Origin of the sequence: Streptomyces sp. BBFR25 (assembly GCF_044590125.1) — a bacterium.
Classification (GTDB): domain Bacteria; phylum Actinomycetota; class Actinomycetes; order Streptomycetales; family Streptomycetaceae; genus Streptomyces; species Streptomyces canus_D.
Genome location: NZ_CP172447.1, coordinates 2,421,890 through 2,434,969, shown reverse-complemented (window position 1 = coordinate 2,434,969; position 13,080 = coordinate 2,421,890). Strand labels below are relative to the sequence as shown.

Genomic DNA, 13,080 nt, shown 5'->3' with positions numbered 1-13,080 from the left:
CCCCCCCGTCCGCCACCGCAGGCCCCGACCGTCTGCGGAGCCGCCATAGTAGCGGTCCGCGCCGGGGGAAGCAGAGGGGGCAACAACCCTTTGCGTACGGCCGGTTGGCCAGGTGTTCGGCCTGTTCGGCCGGTTCGGACGGCTGCCGTCAGCGGATCGTGATGGTGACGCTCGAGCCCTCGGGAGCCGTGTCCCCGCCGTCCACGGACTGCTTCTTGACGGTGTCGCCGAACAGTCCGAGCAGACCGCGGTCCTCGTCCACCTCGAAGCCCGCGTCCTCCAGCTTCCGCTTGGCGTCGTCCACGCTGTCCCCGACCACGTCCGGGACCTCGATCATCCGGGGGCCCTTGGACACCGTGAGCGTCACCGTGTCCCCCTCGGCCGCCCGGCCGCCCGGCTCCGGCGTCTGCCTGGCCACCTGGCCGCTGTCGTACTCCGAGTTCACCCGCTCGGCGGCGACCTTCACCTCAAGACCGGCCCGGGTCAGCTCCTCCCGCGCGTCGGCCAGGTCGTCGCCGGTGACGTCCGGGACGTCGATCGGGCTGCCCTTGCTGACGACCAGGGCGACGGCGGAGCCCGCGCGCACCGTGGTGCCCGACCCGGGCTTGGTGGAGATCACGAAGCCCTTGGCCGCCTCGTCGCTGAACGCCCGGGTCACCATGCCCGGCTCCAGCCCCTCGTCCTCGAGCAGCGTCCGGGCCTTGTCCAGCTTGTAGCCCGTCACGTCCGGCAGCTTCACGGTGTCGGGGCCGTCGGAGACGGTGAGCGACACGGAGTCGTTCTTGCGGATGCGGTCGCCCACCCCCGGGTCGGTGCTGATGACCTTGCCGCGCTCCACGGTGTCGCTGTAGGCGTGCCGCACCTTGCCGACGTCGAGACCGGCGTCGTCCAGCCGGTCCCGGGCCTGTGCCTCGGTCTTGGACAGCAGCGGCGGCACCTTGGTGAACTGGCCGGAGTTGATGTACCAGACGCCCGTGCCGACCCCGAGCACCAGCAGGACGGCCACCACGATCGCCAGCGGCCCGCGGCGCAGCCGGAGCCGCCGGGACGGGGCGGGGTCCGGCGGGGGAGCGGCGAGCCGGCTGGTGTGGTTGTCCTCGTTGACGGGCAGCGGCCGGGGCATCGTCAGCGCGCGCGGGATCACGCTGGTGCGGTCCTCGCCGTTGTCGTGCTCCCCGGCGAGCGCCTGCGGCGGGACGGCGTCCAGCTGGTCCGCGCTCAGCGCCTCACGCGCCTCGCGGGCCCGCGCGAGCAGCGCCACGGCGTCGTGCGGCCGGATCTCCGGGTTGCGCGCGGTGGCCGCGGCGACCAGCTCGTCCAGCTCGTACGCAAGCTCCGGCACGGCCGCCGACGGCGGCGGCACGTCCTCGTGGAGGTGCTTGTAGAGCACCGCGGCGGGCGAGTCCCCGTCGTGCGGCTTGGCGCCGGTCAGCATCTCGTACAGGACGACACCGCACGCGTACACGTCGACCCTGGGGTCGGCGGTGCCCTGCTCGATCTGCTCGGGCGCCAGATAGGAGACGGTGCCGAGGACGGCACCGGTGGTGCTGGTGACGGTGTCCACGGCGCGGACCAGGCCGAAGTCGGCGACCTTGACCCGGCCGTCGTCGCCTATCAGCACGTTCTCCGGCTTCATGTCCCGGTGCACGAACCCCGCCCGGTGCGCGGCGCCCAGTGCGGCGAGGACCGGCTCCAGGATGTCCAGCGCGGCCCGCGGCCTGAGCGCCCCGCGCTCGCGCAGCACGTCCCGCAGGGTGCAGCCCGCGATGTACTCCATCGCCAGGTAGACGTACGCCCCCTCGGCACCCTGGTCGAAGACCTGGACGACATTGGGGTGGTCGAGCCGGGCCACCGACTTGGCCTCGCGGATGAACCGCTCGACGAAGGTGGCGTCGGTCGCGAGCGTCGGGTGCATCACCTTCAGCGCGAGCACGCGGTCCAGGCGGGTGTCCACGGCCCGGTAGACCGTGGCCATCCCGCCGACCGCGATCCGCGCCTCGACGCGGTACCGGCCGTCGAGCACCTGCCCGACGAGGGGGTCCAGAAGGGTCGTGTCCACGCAGGTGAGTCTACGAGCCACCACAGACACCCCGCGTCGCCGACCGGAATCGGGGCGGGACTGTGACGCACTTAGCTGCGGGCAATCGTGCCGCTGGGGCGGCACGGGTGGGCGCAGCGGCATCCCGTCACGCCGGGCTGCGCCCTCCCGCCCAGCCTCAGCGCCGCTCCGCTAGAAAGCGGGCCGCTCCGGATCCAGTACCGCCAAGCCCTCCGCAGGAGACGACGCCTCGGCGAAGTGCCGCCGCGGAATCCGCCCGGCCCGCCGGGCCAGCCGCCCCGCCTCCACCGCGGAGCGCATCGCGGCAGCCATCAGCACCGGCTCCTGCGCCCGCGTCACCGCCGAGGCGAGCATCACACCCGCACACCCCAGCTCCATCGCCAGCGCCACGTCCGACGCCGTACCGGCCCCCGCGTCCAGGATCACCGGCACGCGCGCGTGCTCCACGATCAGCTGGAAGTTGTGCGGGTTGCGGATCCCGAGCCCGGACCCGATCGGCGAGCCCAGCGGCATGATCGCCGCGCACCCGACGTCCTCCAGCTTCCGCGCGAGCACCGGGTCGTCGTTGGTGTACGGCAGGACGGTGAAACCGTCGTCGACCAGCGTCTCCGCCGCGTCCAGCAGCTCGATCGGGTCCGGCAGCAGGGTGCGCTCGTCGGCGATGACCTCCAGCTTGACCAGGTCCGTGCCGAGCGCCTCGCGCGCCAGACGGGCGGTGAGCACCGCCTCCCCGGCGGTGAAGCAGCCGGCCGTGTTCGGCAGCACCCGGATGCCGAGCCGCTCCAGCACGGACAGCACCGAGCCGTGCACCGAGGCGTCCACCCGCCGCATCGCGACGGTCGTCAGCTCCGTACCGGAGGCCACCAGCGCGCGCTCCAGGACGTCCGGGCTGGGCGCCCCGCCCGTACCCATGATCAGGCGGGACGCGTACGTCGTGCCGCCGAGGACAAAGGGATCGTCGGCCATGGTCAGCCTCCTTGGACGGCGGTGAGGACCTCGACACGGTCGCCCTCGGACAGCGCGGTGGCGGACCACCGCGCGCGCGGGACGACGGTCTCGTTCAGGGCGGCGGCCACTCCGGACGGCGCCCGGGTGAGCGTGCCCACCAGCGCGTCCAGGGCGGTGCCGGGAGCCACCTCGCGCGGCTCGCCGTTGACGGAGATGTTCATGCGGGCTGCTCCGAGAGTGCGGGGGCGGTGGCGAAGCGCCGGGGGCTGAAGGGGCGGGCCTCCTCGGGCAGCTCCCCGCCGGTCAGGGCGTCCGCCATGACGTCGCCGGTGACGGGGGTGAGCAGGACGCCGTTGCGGTAGTGACCGGTGGCGAGCAGCAGGCCGTCCAGCGCGGTCGGGCCGAGCAGCGGGGCGTTGTCCGGTGAGCCGGGGCGCAGACCCGCGCGGGTCTCCGTCAGGGGCAGCTCAGTGATGCCGGGGACCAGCTCGTGCGCGTCGCGCAGCAGCTCGTAGACGCCGCCCGCGGTGACCGTCGTGTCCCAGCCCAGCTCCTCGCTGGTGGCGCCGACGACCAGCTCGCCGCTCTCCCGGGGCACCAGGTAGACGTGGTTGCCGCGCACCACGGCACGCACGGTCCGGTTCAGCAGCGGCCCCGGCGTCCGCGGCATGGCCAGCCGCAGCACCTGCCCCTTCACGGGCCGCACCGGCGGCAGTACGGCCTCCGGCACGCCCGTGAGCCGCCCGCTCAGGCTGCCCCCGGCCAGCACCACCTGTCCGGCCTCCAGCGCGGTGCCGTCGGCGGTGACGACGCCCGTGGCGCGGTCGCCGGGCCCGACGGTGAGCCGCTCGGCCCACACCCGGTGGAAGGCCACGCCCGCGTGTGCGCAGGCGGCCACCAGCGCCCGGGCGAGGCGGCGGGGATCGATCTGGTGGTCGCCGTCCACCCGGAGCCCTCCGCGCACGCCCGGCGCGAGCATCGGCTCCAGACGTCGGCACTCGCGCCCCGACAGCCACTCCGACTCCAGGCCGGAGCGCTGCTGGAGCGCGTGCAGTTCGCGCAGGTGGGCACGGTCGTCGGCGTCCAGCGCGACGGCGAGCGTGCCGCAGCGGCGGTAACCGAGGTCCTGGCCGGTCAGCTCGGTCAGCTCGGCCGCGAACTGAGGGTAACGGCGGGCCGAGGCGAGGTTCAGCGCGAGCAGCCTCTCCTCGCCGTAGTGCAGCTCCGTGACGGCGGCCAGCATCCCGGCCGCCACCTGGGCCGCCCCGCCGCCCGGCTCGGGGTCCACGAGGGCCGTGACCAGCCCGCGCTGCGCGGCCCGCCAGGCGGTGACGAGCCCGATGATCCCGCCGCCGAGGACGAGGACGTCGGGGGTACGTGACGTACGAGGCGTGTGTGGTGGAGACGACATGGGCGTCCAGCCCCTCCCTTCGCCGGCATGACCCGGATCAGGTTCGTACGGTCGGAGGCCGCCAGCCTCCCTCTCAGCCCGGTGCGTCCGGGCTCCCGCGAGTGCCTTACGTTGGCCACCCTAGCCCGCAGCGCAACTCACGTGTAAGGGAGCCTCCACCCGTGGCGCGTTCACTCGACGGCCTCGTCCTCGCCCCCGTCGCCGACCAGGCCCCCGGCCAGGTGGGCACCCGGACCCGGTTCACCTACCACGAGCAGGACGGCGCCGTGTGGGCCGAGTACGCGGGCGGTGACGTGGTCCGCGGGCACCTGGTGGGCACCAGGGAGGGCGACCGCCTCGACTTCCGGTACGTGCAGCTCAAGACCGACGGCAGCACGTCGTCGGGGCACTGCGTGTCCACCGTCGTCGAACTGCCGGACGGGCGCGTGCGACTGGACGAGAGCTGGGAGTGGGAGTCGCAGCCGGGCAGCGGGACCAGCGTGGTGGAGCAGCTCACCGCGCACGGGCACTGACCGGCCACACGCCGGGTGTCTATGGTGATCAGGTGAGCGAGCAGACGCGGGAACGGGGACAGGGACCGGCGGCGGACGCGGAGCGGCGCGCGGTCGTCGTGGGCGCCGGGATGGCGGGCGTGCAGACCGCGGTGGCCCTGCGCGAACAGGGCTTCACCGGCCCGGTGACCCTGATCGGCGCGGAACCGCACCAACCGTACGACCGCCCCCCGCTGTCCAAGGCCGTCCTGCTCGGCACCGCGGAGGGCTCCGCCTTCGACGTCGACTTCGAGGCGCTCGGCATTACCCTGCGGCTGGGCTGCGAGGCCCTGGGCGTCCGCCCCGGCGAGCACGTCCTGGACACCTCCGAGGGGCCCGTGCCCTACGACGTCCTCGTCCTGGCGACCGGCGCCGAACCGGTCCACCTCCCGGGCGCCGAGGGCGTGCCCGGCGTGCACCTGCTGCGCACCCTGGACGACGCCGAGCGGCTGCGGCCGGTGCTCACCCGGCAGCACGACATCGTGGTGGTCGGCGCGGGCTGGATCGGCGCCGAGTTCGCCACCGCCGCGCGCGAGGCGGGTTGCGCGGTGACCGTGGTGGAGGCCGCCGACCGCCCGCTGGCCGACGCGCTGCCCGCCGAGGTCGCCGCGCCGATGACCGCCTGGTACGCCGACGCGGGCGCCGAACTGCGCACCCGCGCGCGCGTGGAGCGCGTCGAGCCGGGCGGCCCCGGTGAGCCCGGCCGGGTCGTCCTCGACGACGGCACCCGGCTGGCCGCCGGCGCGGTCGTCGTCGGCATCGGCGCCCGCCCCGCCACCGGCTGGCTGGCCGGCTCCGGCATCGCCCTCGGCGCGCACGGCGAGGTCCTGGCCGACGACCGTCTGCGCACCTCCGCGCCGGACGTCCACGCGGTCGGCGACTGCGCCTCCTTCCCGTCCGCCCGCTACGGCGAGCGGCTCCTGGTGCACCACTGGGACAACGCCCTCCAGGGCCCGCGCACGGTCGCCGCCGACATCGTCGGCGCCCCGGCCGGTGAGACCCCGGCGGCCTACGACCCGGTGCCGTACTTCTGGTCCGAGCAGTTCGGCCGCTTCGTCCAGTACGCCGGTCATCACACGGCCGCCGACACCACCCTGTGGCGCGGCGACCCGGCGAGCCCGGCGTGGACGGTCTGCTGGCTGCGCGAGGGCCGCCTGGTCGCCCTGCTGGCGGTGGGCCGCCCCCGCGACCTGGCGCAGGGCAAGCGCCTGATCCAGGCGGGCACGCCGATGGACCCGGAGCTGCTGACCGACCCGGCGAAGCCGCTGAAGGCGGCGACGGCGGCGACGGCGTAGTCGGGTTTCCGACTGTCAGTGCCAGGTGGCAGGCTGGAGGCGTGACCGAGATTGACGCAAAGACCGATGCTCTCGTACCCGCCTGGCTCACCGTTCCCGACATCGCCGAGATGCTCGGTGTCGAGGTGACCCGGGTGCGCCAGCTGATCAGGGAAGGCCAGCTCATCGCCGTACGCCGCGGTGAGAACCGCGCGCTGCACATCCCCGCGGCCTTCATCGACGAGGACAAGGTCGTCAAGGGCCTGGCCGGGACCCTGACGCTGCTGCGGGACGACGGCTTCACGGCCGAGGAGATGCTCGAGTGGCTCTTCACGCCCGACCCGAGCCTGCCCGGCACCCCCGCCCAGGCCCTGACCGAGAATCGCGGTACGGAGGTGAAGCGCCGCGCCCAGGCGCTCGCCGTCTGACCGACCCCCCGCCGATCCGCCACACCGCCCGGCGTGCGGGCTCCGCACGCCGGGCGCCCGTGCCCGTACGCCACCATCGCGCGGCCCTTCACGGGCCCACGCCACCTGACCGGGGGGACACCCGCATGCCCGACACCGCCGCCACCACCGCCCGCGCCCGGCTCGCCGACGCCCGGCTCTACCTGTGCACGGACGCCCGCCGGAGCCAGGGCGACCTGCCCGAGTTCCTGGACGCCGTGCTCGCCGGCGGCGTCGACATCGTGCAGCTGCGGGACAAGGGCATGGAGGCGGCCGAGGAGCTGGAGCACCTGGAGGTCTTCGCCGACGCCTGCGCCCGCCACGGCAAGCTCCTCGCCGTCAACGACCGCGCGGACGTCGCCCACGCCGCCCGCGCCGACGTGCTGCACCTCGGCCAGGGCGACCTGCCGGTGCCCGCCGCCCGGGCGATCCTGGGCGCCGACGTCCTCGTCGGCCGCTCCACGCACGCCGAGTCCGAGGCCGCCGCAGCCGCCGCCCAGGAGGGCGTGGACTACTTCTGCACCGGTCCCTGCTGGCCGACCCCCACGAAGCCCGGCCGCCACGCACCCGGCCTCGACCTGGTCCGCCGCACGGCGGCGCTGGGCACCGACCGTCCCTGGTTCGCGATCGGCGGCATCGACCTCGGCAACCTCGACGAGGTGCTGGACGCGGGCGCCCGGCGCGTGGTCGTCGTCCGCGCGATCACCGCCGCCGACGACCCGGGCGCGGCGGCGGCCGAGTTCGCGAAGCGGCTGCGGCAGGCGGCCCCGGCCCCGGCGTAGCCGCACGCCGTCGCGGCGCGTCGTCCCTGACGGGCAGGTGTCCAAAGGGTGGACAGCAACTCGACAATGCGGACAAATATCCCGCATCCGGTTGGGTGACCGCCGCACCCTGGCTAACCTGCCCATATGGCCCTCGGAACCGCAAGCACGAGGACTGATCGCGCCCGCACGGTGCGTGACATCCTCGCCACCGGCAAGACGACGTACTCGTTCGAGTTCTCGGCGCCGAAGACGCCCAAGGGCGAGAAGAACCTGTGGAGCGCGCTGAGGCGGGTCGAGGCCGTGGCCCCGGACTTCGTCTCCGTGACCTACGGTGCCGGCGGCTCCACGCGCGCGGGCACGGTCCGCGAGACCCAGCAGATCGTCGCCGACACCACGCTGACCCCGGTGGCCCACCTCACCGCCGTCGACCACTCCATCGCCGAGCTGCGCAACATCATCGGCCAGTACGCCGACGCCGGGATCCGCAACATGCTGGCCGTGCGCGGCGACCCGCCCGGCGACCCCGGCGCCGACTGGATCGCGCACCCCGAAGGCCTGACGTACGCGGCCGAACTGGTCAGACTCATCAAGGAGTCGGGCGACTTCTGCGTCGGTGTCGCCGCCTTCCCGGAGATGCACCCGCGCTCCGCCGACTGGGACACGGACGTGGCGCACTTCGTCGACAAGTGCCGGGCCGGCGCCGACTACGCCATCACCCAGATGTTCTTCCAGCCCGAGTCCTACCTGCGGCTGCGCGACCGGGTCGCCGCGGCGGGCTGCGCGACCCCGGTCATCCCCGAGGTCATGCCGGTGACCAGTGTGAAGATGCTGGAGAGGTTGCCGAAGCTCAGCAACGCCTCGTTCCCGCCGGAGCTGAAAGAGCGGATCCTCACAGCCAAGGACGATCCGGCGGCTGTACGCTCGATCGGCATCGAGTTCGCCACGGAGTTCTGCGCGCGGCTGCTGGCCGAAGGTGTGCCCGGACTGCACTTCATCACGCTCAACAACTCCACGGCGACCCTGGAAATCTACGAGAACCTGGGCCTGCACCACCCACCGCGGGCCTAGACCGGCCGCACGTATTTGCGACACACTGCGTAACGGTCACTGGGAGAGGGGCGTACATGGGCTGGACGGTCCTCTACATCGCGTTCGGCGTCGTCGCGCTGTGGCTGCTCGGCGAGGTGCTGCTGCAGTACAAGGCGCGGCTGCGCTGGCGGTTGCTCGCCTTCGGCGGCTTCGTCGGCGTCGTCGCCGGCGTGCTGATGTCGAACGTGCTCGTCATCGGTCTGGGTGCCGCCGCCTTCGCGGTCGGCCAGACCTACGTCACGCTGTCGTTCCGCCGCGGCTTCGAGGCGGGCTGGGCGGTCAACGCCCCGGCGAGCCTCGTCGGCAAGCGCGGGCGTCCCGAACGGGGCCGCCAGGAGCCGACGTCGGAGGTCTCCGGGCTCGGACCCGCCGAGGGCGACCGGGGCCCCCACGACGGCTACGACGAGCGCGCCCAGGCGCACGCCCAGGGTCAGGGTCAGGACGTCCCGCCGTACGGGCACGACGACTACGACCGCGACGACGTCTTCACCCCGGCCCGGCCCACCGCCGATCCCTCGGCCGCGGAGACCACCGCCGTCTACGAACCGCAGCCCATGCCGGACGACACCAACTCGTACGGCGTGTACACCGACGCCGGTTACGGCACCGGCCAGCAGCAGGCGGCCACCGCGCCGGGCGCCGACCAGGCCTACGCCTACGACTACTCCGGCTACGGCCAGCAGCAGGACTACGGCTACGACACCGGCGCCCAGCAGCAGTACGCCGCCTACTCCGACCCGTACATCGGCACCCCCACCTACGGCGGCGGGACGTACGACACCGGCGGCTACGACACGACCGGTGCGCAGAACTACGGCCAGCAGGGCTACGGGCAGGACCAGTACGCCACCGGCACGCCCGGCGGCTACGGCGGCGAGACCCCGGCCGGCGGGGTGTGGGTGCCGCAGCAGCGCAGCACCGACGAGCCCTACGGCGGCGAACTCCCGCCCGAGCAGCAGCCGTACCCCTACCAGGGCGACGGCCAGCCGCAGGGGCAGGGCCAGGGCTACGACGAGCAGTACCGCTACTGAGGAGCCTTCCTGAGGTCCCGGTCCGCCGCCGGGGCCTTCGGCGCCCGGTGACCGGCCCGGCGGCCGCTCACTGGGAGCCGCGGAACTCCGGCCCCTCCACCACGAGTCCGGCCACCAGCGCGCCCGACATCCCCGCGTGCGGCAGACCGCCGCCGGGGTGCGACCAGCCGCCGACGGTGAACAGGCCCTCCGTGCGCGTGCCGTTCGCCGGGTGCAGCAGCCGTCCGCCGGCGCCCGCGAGCGCGGGCGCCGGAACCGCGCCGTCCGCCACGCCGGTGTCCGCCGCGACCTCGGCCGGGGTGCGCACCTCGTGCCACAGGAGGCGGTCGCGCAGGTCCGGCACCGCCCGCGCGGCGACGTCGATCAGGCGCTCGGCCTGATGGCCGAACACCTCCCTGGTGGCCCGGTCCGACTCGCCGCCCAGGGCGGGCACCGTCGCGCTGAGCGTCACCGCCTCGTGGTCCGCGTCCGGGACCAACGCCGGGTCGTCGGGCCGCAGGACGGTGACGGTGGGCCGCGCGGCCATCGCGGGAGCGGCGCCGAACAGGCAGTCCAACTCGGCCTCACGGTCCGCCGCGTGCACCACCGTCCGGTGCGCCGTGCCCCCGGGGCGGCAGCCCCGCAGCGCCAGCAGCACCGTCAGCCGGCTCGACCCGCCGCGCCGCGCCGGCACGTCGTCCTCGCCGCGCACCGTCGATCCGCCGCACAGGCGGTCCAGTACCTCCGGCGCCACGCCGGAGACCACGAACTCGGCCTCCGCCAAAGCCCCTTCGGCCAGCTCCACGCCCGCCACCCGGCCGTCCTTCTCGACGATCCCGGTGACCTCCGCCTCGAAGCGGAACTCGACCCGGCGGGCCAGACACCGCTCGTACACCGCCCGGGCCAGCTCCCGCAGCCCGCCGCCGCGCACGTACCAGACGCCGAACGCGTACTCCATGTACGGCAGGACCGCGGCGTTCGCCGGGGCGGTGCGCGGGTCCAGGCCGTGGGCGAGCGCGTGGCCCTCCAGCAGGGCGGCGAGCCGGGCGTCGCGCAGCTCCCAGGCACCGACCTCGGCGAGCGTGCCCGCCCGCCGGGTGCGCAGCAGCCGCTTGTGCGGGACCGCCGGATAGGGCTCGCGCTCGGCCAGCACCCGCCAGTTCGGCCACAGCGGCTCTTCCAGCAGGGGGCGGCGCGTGCGGTCCCAGGTCTCCCTGGCCCGCACCAGGAAGTCGCCCCAGCGCCGCCCGGCGTCCGCACCGAGTGCCGCGTCCAGGGCGGCGACGACACCCGCGCGGGAGGCGTTCGGCAGCGAGACCTCCGTGCCGTCGGCGAACACGTGCCGGGACGACGGGTCGACCTGGACCAGCTCGACGCACGACTCCAGCGGCTCCTTGCCGGTCTTCACGAACAGATCGCGCCAGACCGCGGGCAGCGGGAGCAGACCGGGGCCGGTGTCGAAGGAGAACCCGTCCCGCTCGAACCGGCCCAGGGCCCCGCCGTACGTCCGTGTCCGCTCGTACACCACCACCCGGTGGCCCGCGACGGCCAGCCGGGCGGCCGCCGCCATGGCGCCCATCCCGGCGCCGATCACCGCAATCCGTGCCATGCCAGGGACTTTATCCGCCGCCACCGACACCGCCGTGCGAGGGCTGAGTACCGGAACGGGCGTCCAGATGACCGGTCGGCGGCGCCGCGCCGTGGGGCGGGGTGCCCAGGGCTGAGTAGCTGTACCTAGTACGGCAGATGAGTACGCGGGCGGATGGGCTGCGACCAGCGGGAACGAGAGAGTGGAGACACGGAGAGGGGCACGGCTCCGGAACCGGCGGCACGGGGCGCCGGAACGGAGCCGGGCCCGCGATCCGCTCCTTCCGCCGACCGTGGTCGGCGGGAGCGAGGCACGGGGGAGCCCGGAGGGACGACCGGCGACGGGAGCTCCGACGGGGGGACGTACGGGGGAGCAGGAGAAGGCGCCGGTCCGACGGCGGCCCGCGGGGGACGCGGCCACCACGGACCGGCGTTCTTCGTGCGCGGCCCGCGCGACCCGCGCGGGCCCGCCCCTTCCCGGTCAGCCCCGGCCGCTCACGCGCCCCTGGAGCAGCCGCGACAGCGCGGCGTGCACGTCGTCCAGGGAGCGCTCCGGCTGGAACGCCTTCCAGTCCAGCGCGGCCACCAGGACCATGCCGACGAGCGCGGCCGCGGTCAGCGGCACGTCGATCTCCTCGCTGAACTCACCGCTCGCCACACCCGCGCGCAGCACCCCCTCCACCACCGCCACGGCCTCCTGCCGGACCACCAGCAGCGTGGACTGCCAGGCCCGGTTGGTGCGCCACAGCTCGGCCACGTACAGCTGGGTGAAGGCCGGATAGCGGTCGATGAAGACGAGCCCCGCGCGGATCATCGCGTCCAGCGCGTCGACCCGGTCGCGGCCCTCCCGGGCGGTCTGTTCCGCGGCCTGGCGCAGCGAGGCGGTCAGCAGGCCGACACCGTGCCGCAGCAGCTCCTCGAAGAGGACGGACTTGCTGGCGAAGTTGTAGTAGACCGTGCCCTTCGCGACCCCGGCCCGCTCGGCGATCTCGTCCACGGTGGTGGCGGAGAAGCCCTGCTCGGCGATGAGGGTGACCGCCGCCTCGTAGAGCTTCTGCCGGGTGGCCTCGCGACGGCTGCCGCGCTGCGAGGCGGTGCTGCTGCTTTCCATGGTCCCGATTCTCACAGCACCCTGCACGGCGCGTTCACCGCAGGCCCGCCCACGACCCGAACCGAACTGTCGATCGAAACAAAAGTCCAGGTCAGAACGGATTGTCAGTGCCATACCTCACGATGGGCACATACGGCACCTCCTGCCAGGAGTGTGCCGTCACGGAGACGACAGGAGGATCGTCATGGCCCACTCGTCCGCAGCCGCCGCCCGGCGGCGCCGCGCAGCCGGCCCTGCACCCTCACTGACCGGACCGGCGAGCGACGTGCACCCCGTGCTCCGCCGGACGACCGCCCCGCCCGCCGCCCTCGACCTGCTCGCCCAGGCCCGGGCCGGACTGGAGGAGGCCACCGCCCTCGAGACGCCGAACGAGCGGTACGCGACGGCCCACCTCGCCGCCCTGCGCACCGCCGCCGCCGTGCTGGCCGCGCGCGGCCGCCCGGAGACCAGCCCGCGGGCCAGGGCCCGCATCCGCAGTGCCTGGGAGGTGCTGCCCGAGATCGCGCCCGAGCTGTCCGACTGGAGCGCGCTGTTCGCCTCCGGCGCACGGCGCCGGGCCCGCGCCGAGGCGGGCATCCAGGGCGCCGCGGGCACCCGGGACGCCGACGACCTCATACGCGACGTGGCGATGTTCCTGCGCCTGGTGGAGCGGATGCTGGTCCTCCAGCCGGTCCTGCCCCAGCCCCGGCCCGACGCGGACCCACCGGGCCCCGAGCGGCCCGCCCGCTCCGACGCCGGTCGTCCGGGCCGTGACCTGCCGGACGCCGGATGAGCGGGTGACGAAACGGGTGCCCGGCCGGCGCGGCGTAGGCAATAGGGTGGGAGGCGCCTGAAGCCTCCCCCGCCCCGCA

At 74.4% G+C, this 13,080-nt stretch carries 13 protein-coding genes and 1 riboswitch; of the genes, 7 read left to right on the top strand and 6 right to left on the bottom strand.

The genetic code is table 11. From position 1 onward, the window contains the following. Window positions 1–148: 148 nt before the first annotated feature. From pknB to thiO, 4 genes are all read right to left on the bottom strand, one after another. Window positions 149–2,059 (bottom strand): Stk1 family PASTA domain-containing Ser/Thr kinase, encoded by a 1,911-nt coding sequence (pknB, locus tag ACGH52_RS11055; RefSeq protein ID WP_399938792.1) that lies wholly within the window; start codon window positions 2,057–2,059, stop codon window positions 149–151. 171 nt (window positions 2,060–2,230) lie between these two features. Then, window positions 2,231–3,025, bottom strand: a complete 795-nt coding sequence (locus tag ACGH52_RS11050; protein WP_210975520.1) for a thiazole synthase — start codon at window positions 3,023–3,025, stop codon at window positions 2,231–2,233. A 2-nt stretch (window positions 3,026–3,027) separates the two neighbouring features. Then, window positions 3,028–3,228: a sulfur carrier protein ThiS gene (thiS, locus tag ACGH52_RS11045; RefSeq protein ID WP_052841451.1), complete on the bottom strand. Its 201-nt coding sequence runs from the start codon at window positions 3,226–3,228 to the stop codon at window positions 3,028–3,030. Further along, window positions 3,225–4,418: a glycine oxidase ThiO gene (gene thiO, locus ACGH52_RS11040; protein WP_399938790.1), complete on the bottom strand. Its 1,194-nt coding sequence runs from the start codon at window positions 4,416–4,418 to the stop codon at window positions 3,225–3,227. The genes thiS and thiO overlap by 4 nt, the downstream gene beginning before the upstream one ends. Beyond that, window positions 4,416–4,527, bottom strand: a riboswitch (TPP riboswitch). It overlaps the preceding gene by 3 nt. Before the next feature lie 52 nt (window positions 4,528–4,579). Here thiO and ACGH52_RS11035 point away from each other — a divergent pair. The 6 genes from ACGH52_RS11035 (at window position 4,580) to ACGH52_RS11010 (ending at window position 9,552) form a co-directional block, all read left to right on the top strand. After that, window positions 4,580–4,930 (top strand): hypothetical protein, encoded by a 351-nt coding sequence (locus tag ACGH52_RS11035; protein ID WP_121703870.1) that lies wholly within the window; start codon window positions 4,580–4,582, stop codon window positions 4,928–4,930. A 32-nt stretch (window positions 4,931–4,962) separates the two neighbouring features. Then, a complete protein-coding gene (locus ACGH52_RS11030; protein ID WP_210975521.1) occupies window positions 4,963–6,243 on the top strand; it encodes an NAD(P)/FAD-dependent oxidoreductase in 1,281 nt (426 codons plus the stop codon). Window positions 6,244–6,284: 41 nt separating this feature from the next. After that, a complete protein-coding gene (locus ACGH52_RS11025; RefSeq protein ID WP_059299052.1) occupies window positions 6,285–6,650 on the top strand; it encodes an Rv2175c family DNA-binding protein in 366 nt (121 codons plus the stop codon). A gap of 125 nt (window positions 6,651–6,775) precedes the next feature. Continuing rightward, window positions 6,776–7,450: a thiamine phosphate synthase gene (gene thiE / locus ACGH52_RS11020; protein WP_210975522.1), complete on the top strand. Its 675-nt coding sequence runs from the start codon at window positions 6,776–6,778 to the stop codon at window positions 7,448–7,450. A 126-nt stretch (window positions 7,451–7,576) separates the two neighbouring features. Further along, window positions 7,577–8,500 carry a methylenetetrahydrofolate reductase [NAD(P)H] gene (metF, locus tag ACGH52_RS11015; protein WP_076973917.1) on the top strand — a complete coding sequence of 308 codons (924 nt, stop codon included), beginning with the start codon at window positions 7,577–7,579 and terminating at the stop codon, window positions 8,498–8,500. Between the two features lie 56 nt (window positions 8,501–8,556). Beyond that, a complete protein-coding gene (locus ACGH52_RS11010; RefSeq protein WP_399938787.1) occupies window positions 8,557–9,552 on the top strand; it encodes a hypothetical protein in 996 nt (331 codons plus the stop codon). Between the two features lie 67 nt (window positions 9,553–9,619). Here ACGH52_RS11010 and ACGH52_RS11005 read toward each other — a convergent pair whose 3' ends face one another. Both ACGH52_RS11005 and ACGH52_RS11000 read right to left on the bottom strand, forming a co-directional pair. After that, entirely contained in the window at window positions 9,620–11,140 is a 1,521-nt protein-coding gene (locus tag ACGH52_RS11005; protein ID WP_399938785.1) for a phytoene desaturase family protein, read from the bottom strand. Window positions 11,141–11,599: 459 nt separating this feature from the next. After that, window positions 11,600–12,229: a TetR/AcrR family transcriptional regulator gene (locus ACGH52_RS11000; RefSeq protein WP_059299057.1), complete on the bottom strand. Its 630-nt coding sequence runs from the start codon at window positions 12,227–12,229 to the stop codon at window positions 11,600–11,602. 184 nt (window positions 12,230–12,413) lie between these two features. Here ACGH52_RS11000 and ACGH52_RS10995 point away from each other — a divergent pair, with 184 nt between their 5' ends. After that, entirely contained in the window at window positions 12,414–13,001 is a 588-nt protein-coding gene (locus ACGH52_RS10995) for an SAV_6107 family HEPN domain-containing protein (RefSeq protein ID WP_171987116.1), read from the top strand. The last annotated feature ends 79 nt before the right edge of the window (window positions 13,002–13,080 follow it).

Bases quoted from the DNA above. Each gene is read 5' to 3' on its own strand.
- ACGH52_RS10995 (WP_171987116.1), top strand. From the start codon at position 12,414: ATGGCCCACTCGTCCGCAGCCGCCGCCCGGCGGCGCCGCGCAGCCGGC.
- ACGH52_RS11050 (WP_210975520.1), bottom strand. From the start codon at position 3,025: ATGGCCGACGATCCCTTTGTCCTCGGCGGCACGACGTACGCGTCCCGC.
- ACGH52_RS11000 (WP_059299057.1), bottom strand. From the start codon at position 12,229: ATGGAAAGCAGCAGCACCGCCTCGCAGCGCGGCAGCCGTCGCGAGGCC.
- ACGH52_RS11010 (WP_399938787.1), top strand. From the start codon at position 8,557: ATGGGCTGGACGGTCCTCTACATCGCGTTCGGCGTCGTCGCGCTGTGG.
- thiS (WP_052841451.1), bottom strand. From the start codon at position 3,228: ATGAACATCTCCGTCAACGGCGAGCCGCGCGAGGTGGCTCCCGGCACC.
- thiO (WP_399938790.1), bottom strand. From the start codon at position 4,418: ATGTCGTCTCCACCACACACGCCTCGTACGTCACGTACCCCCGACGTC.
- thiE (WP_210975522.1), top strand. From the start codon at position 6,776: ATGCCCGACACCGCCGCCACCACCGCCCGCGCCCGGCTCGCCGACGCC.
- ACGH52_RS11005 (WP_399938785.1), bottom strand. From the start codon at position 11,140: ATGGCACGGATTGCGGTGATCGGCGCCGGGATGGGCGCCATGGCGGCG.
- metF (WP_076973917.1), top strand. From the start codon at position 7,577: ATGGCCCTCGGAACCGCAAGCACGAGGACTGATCGCGCCCGCACGGTG.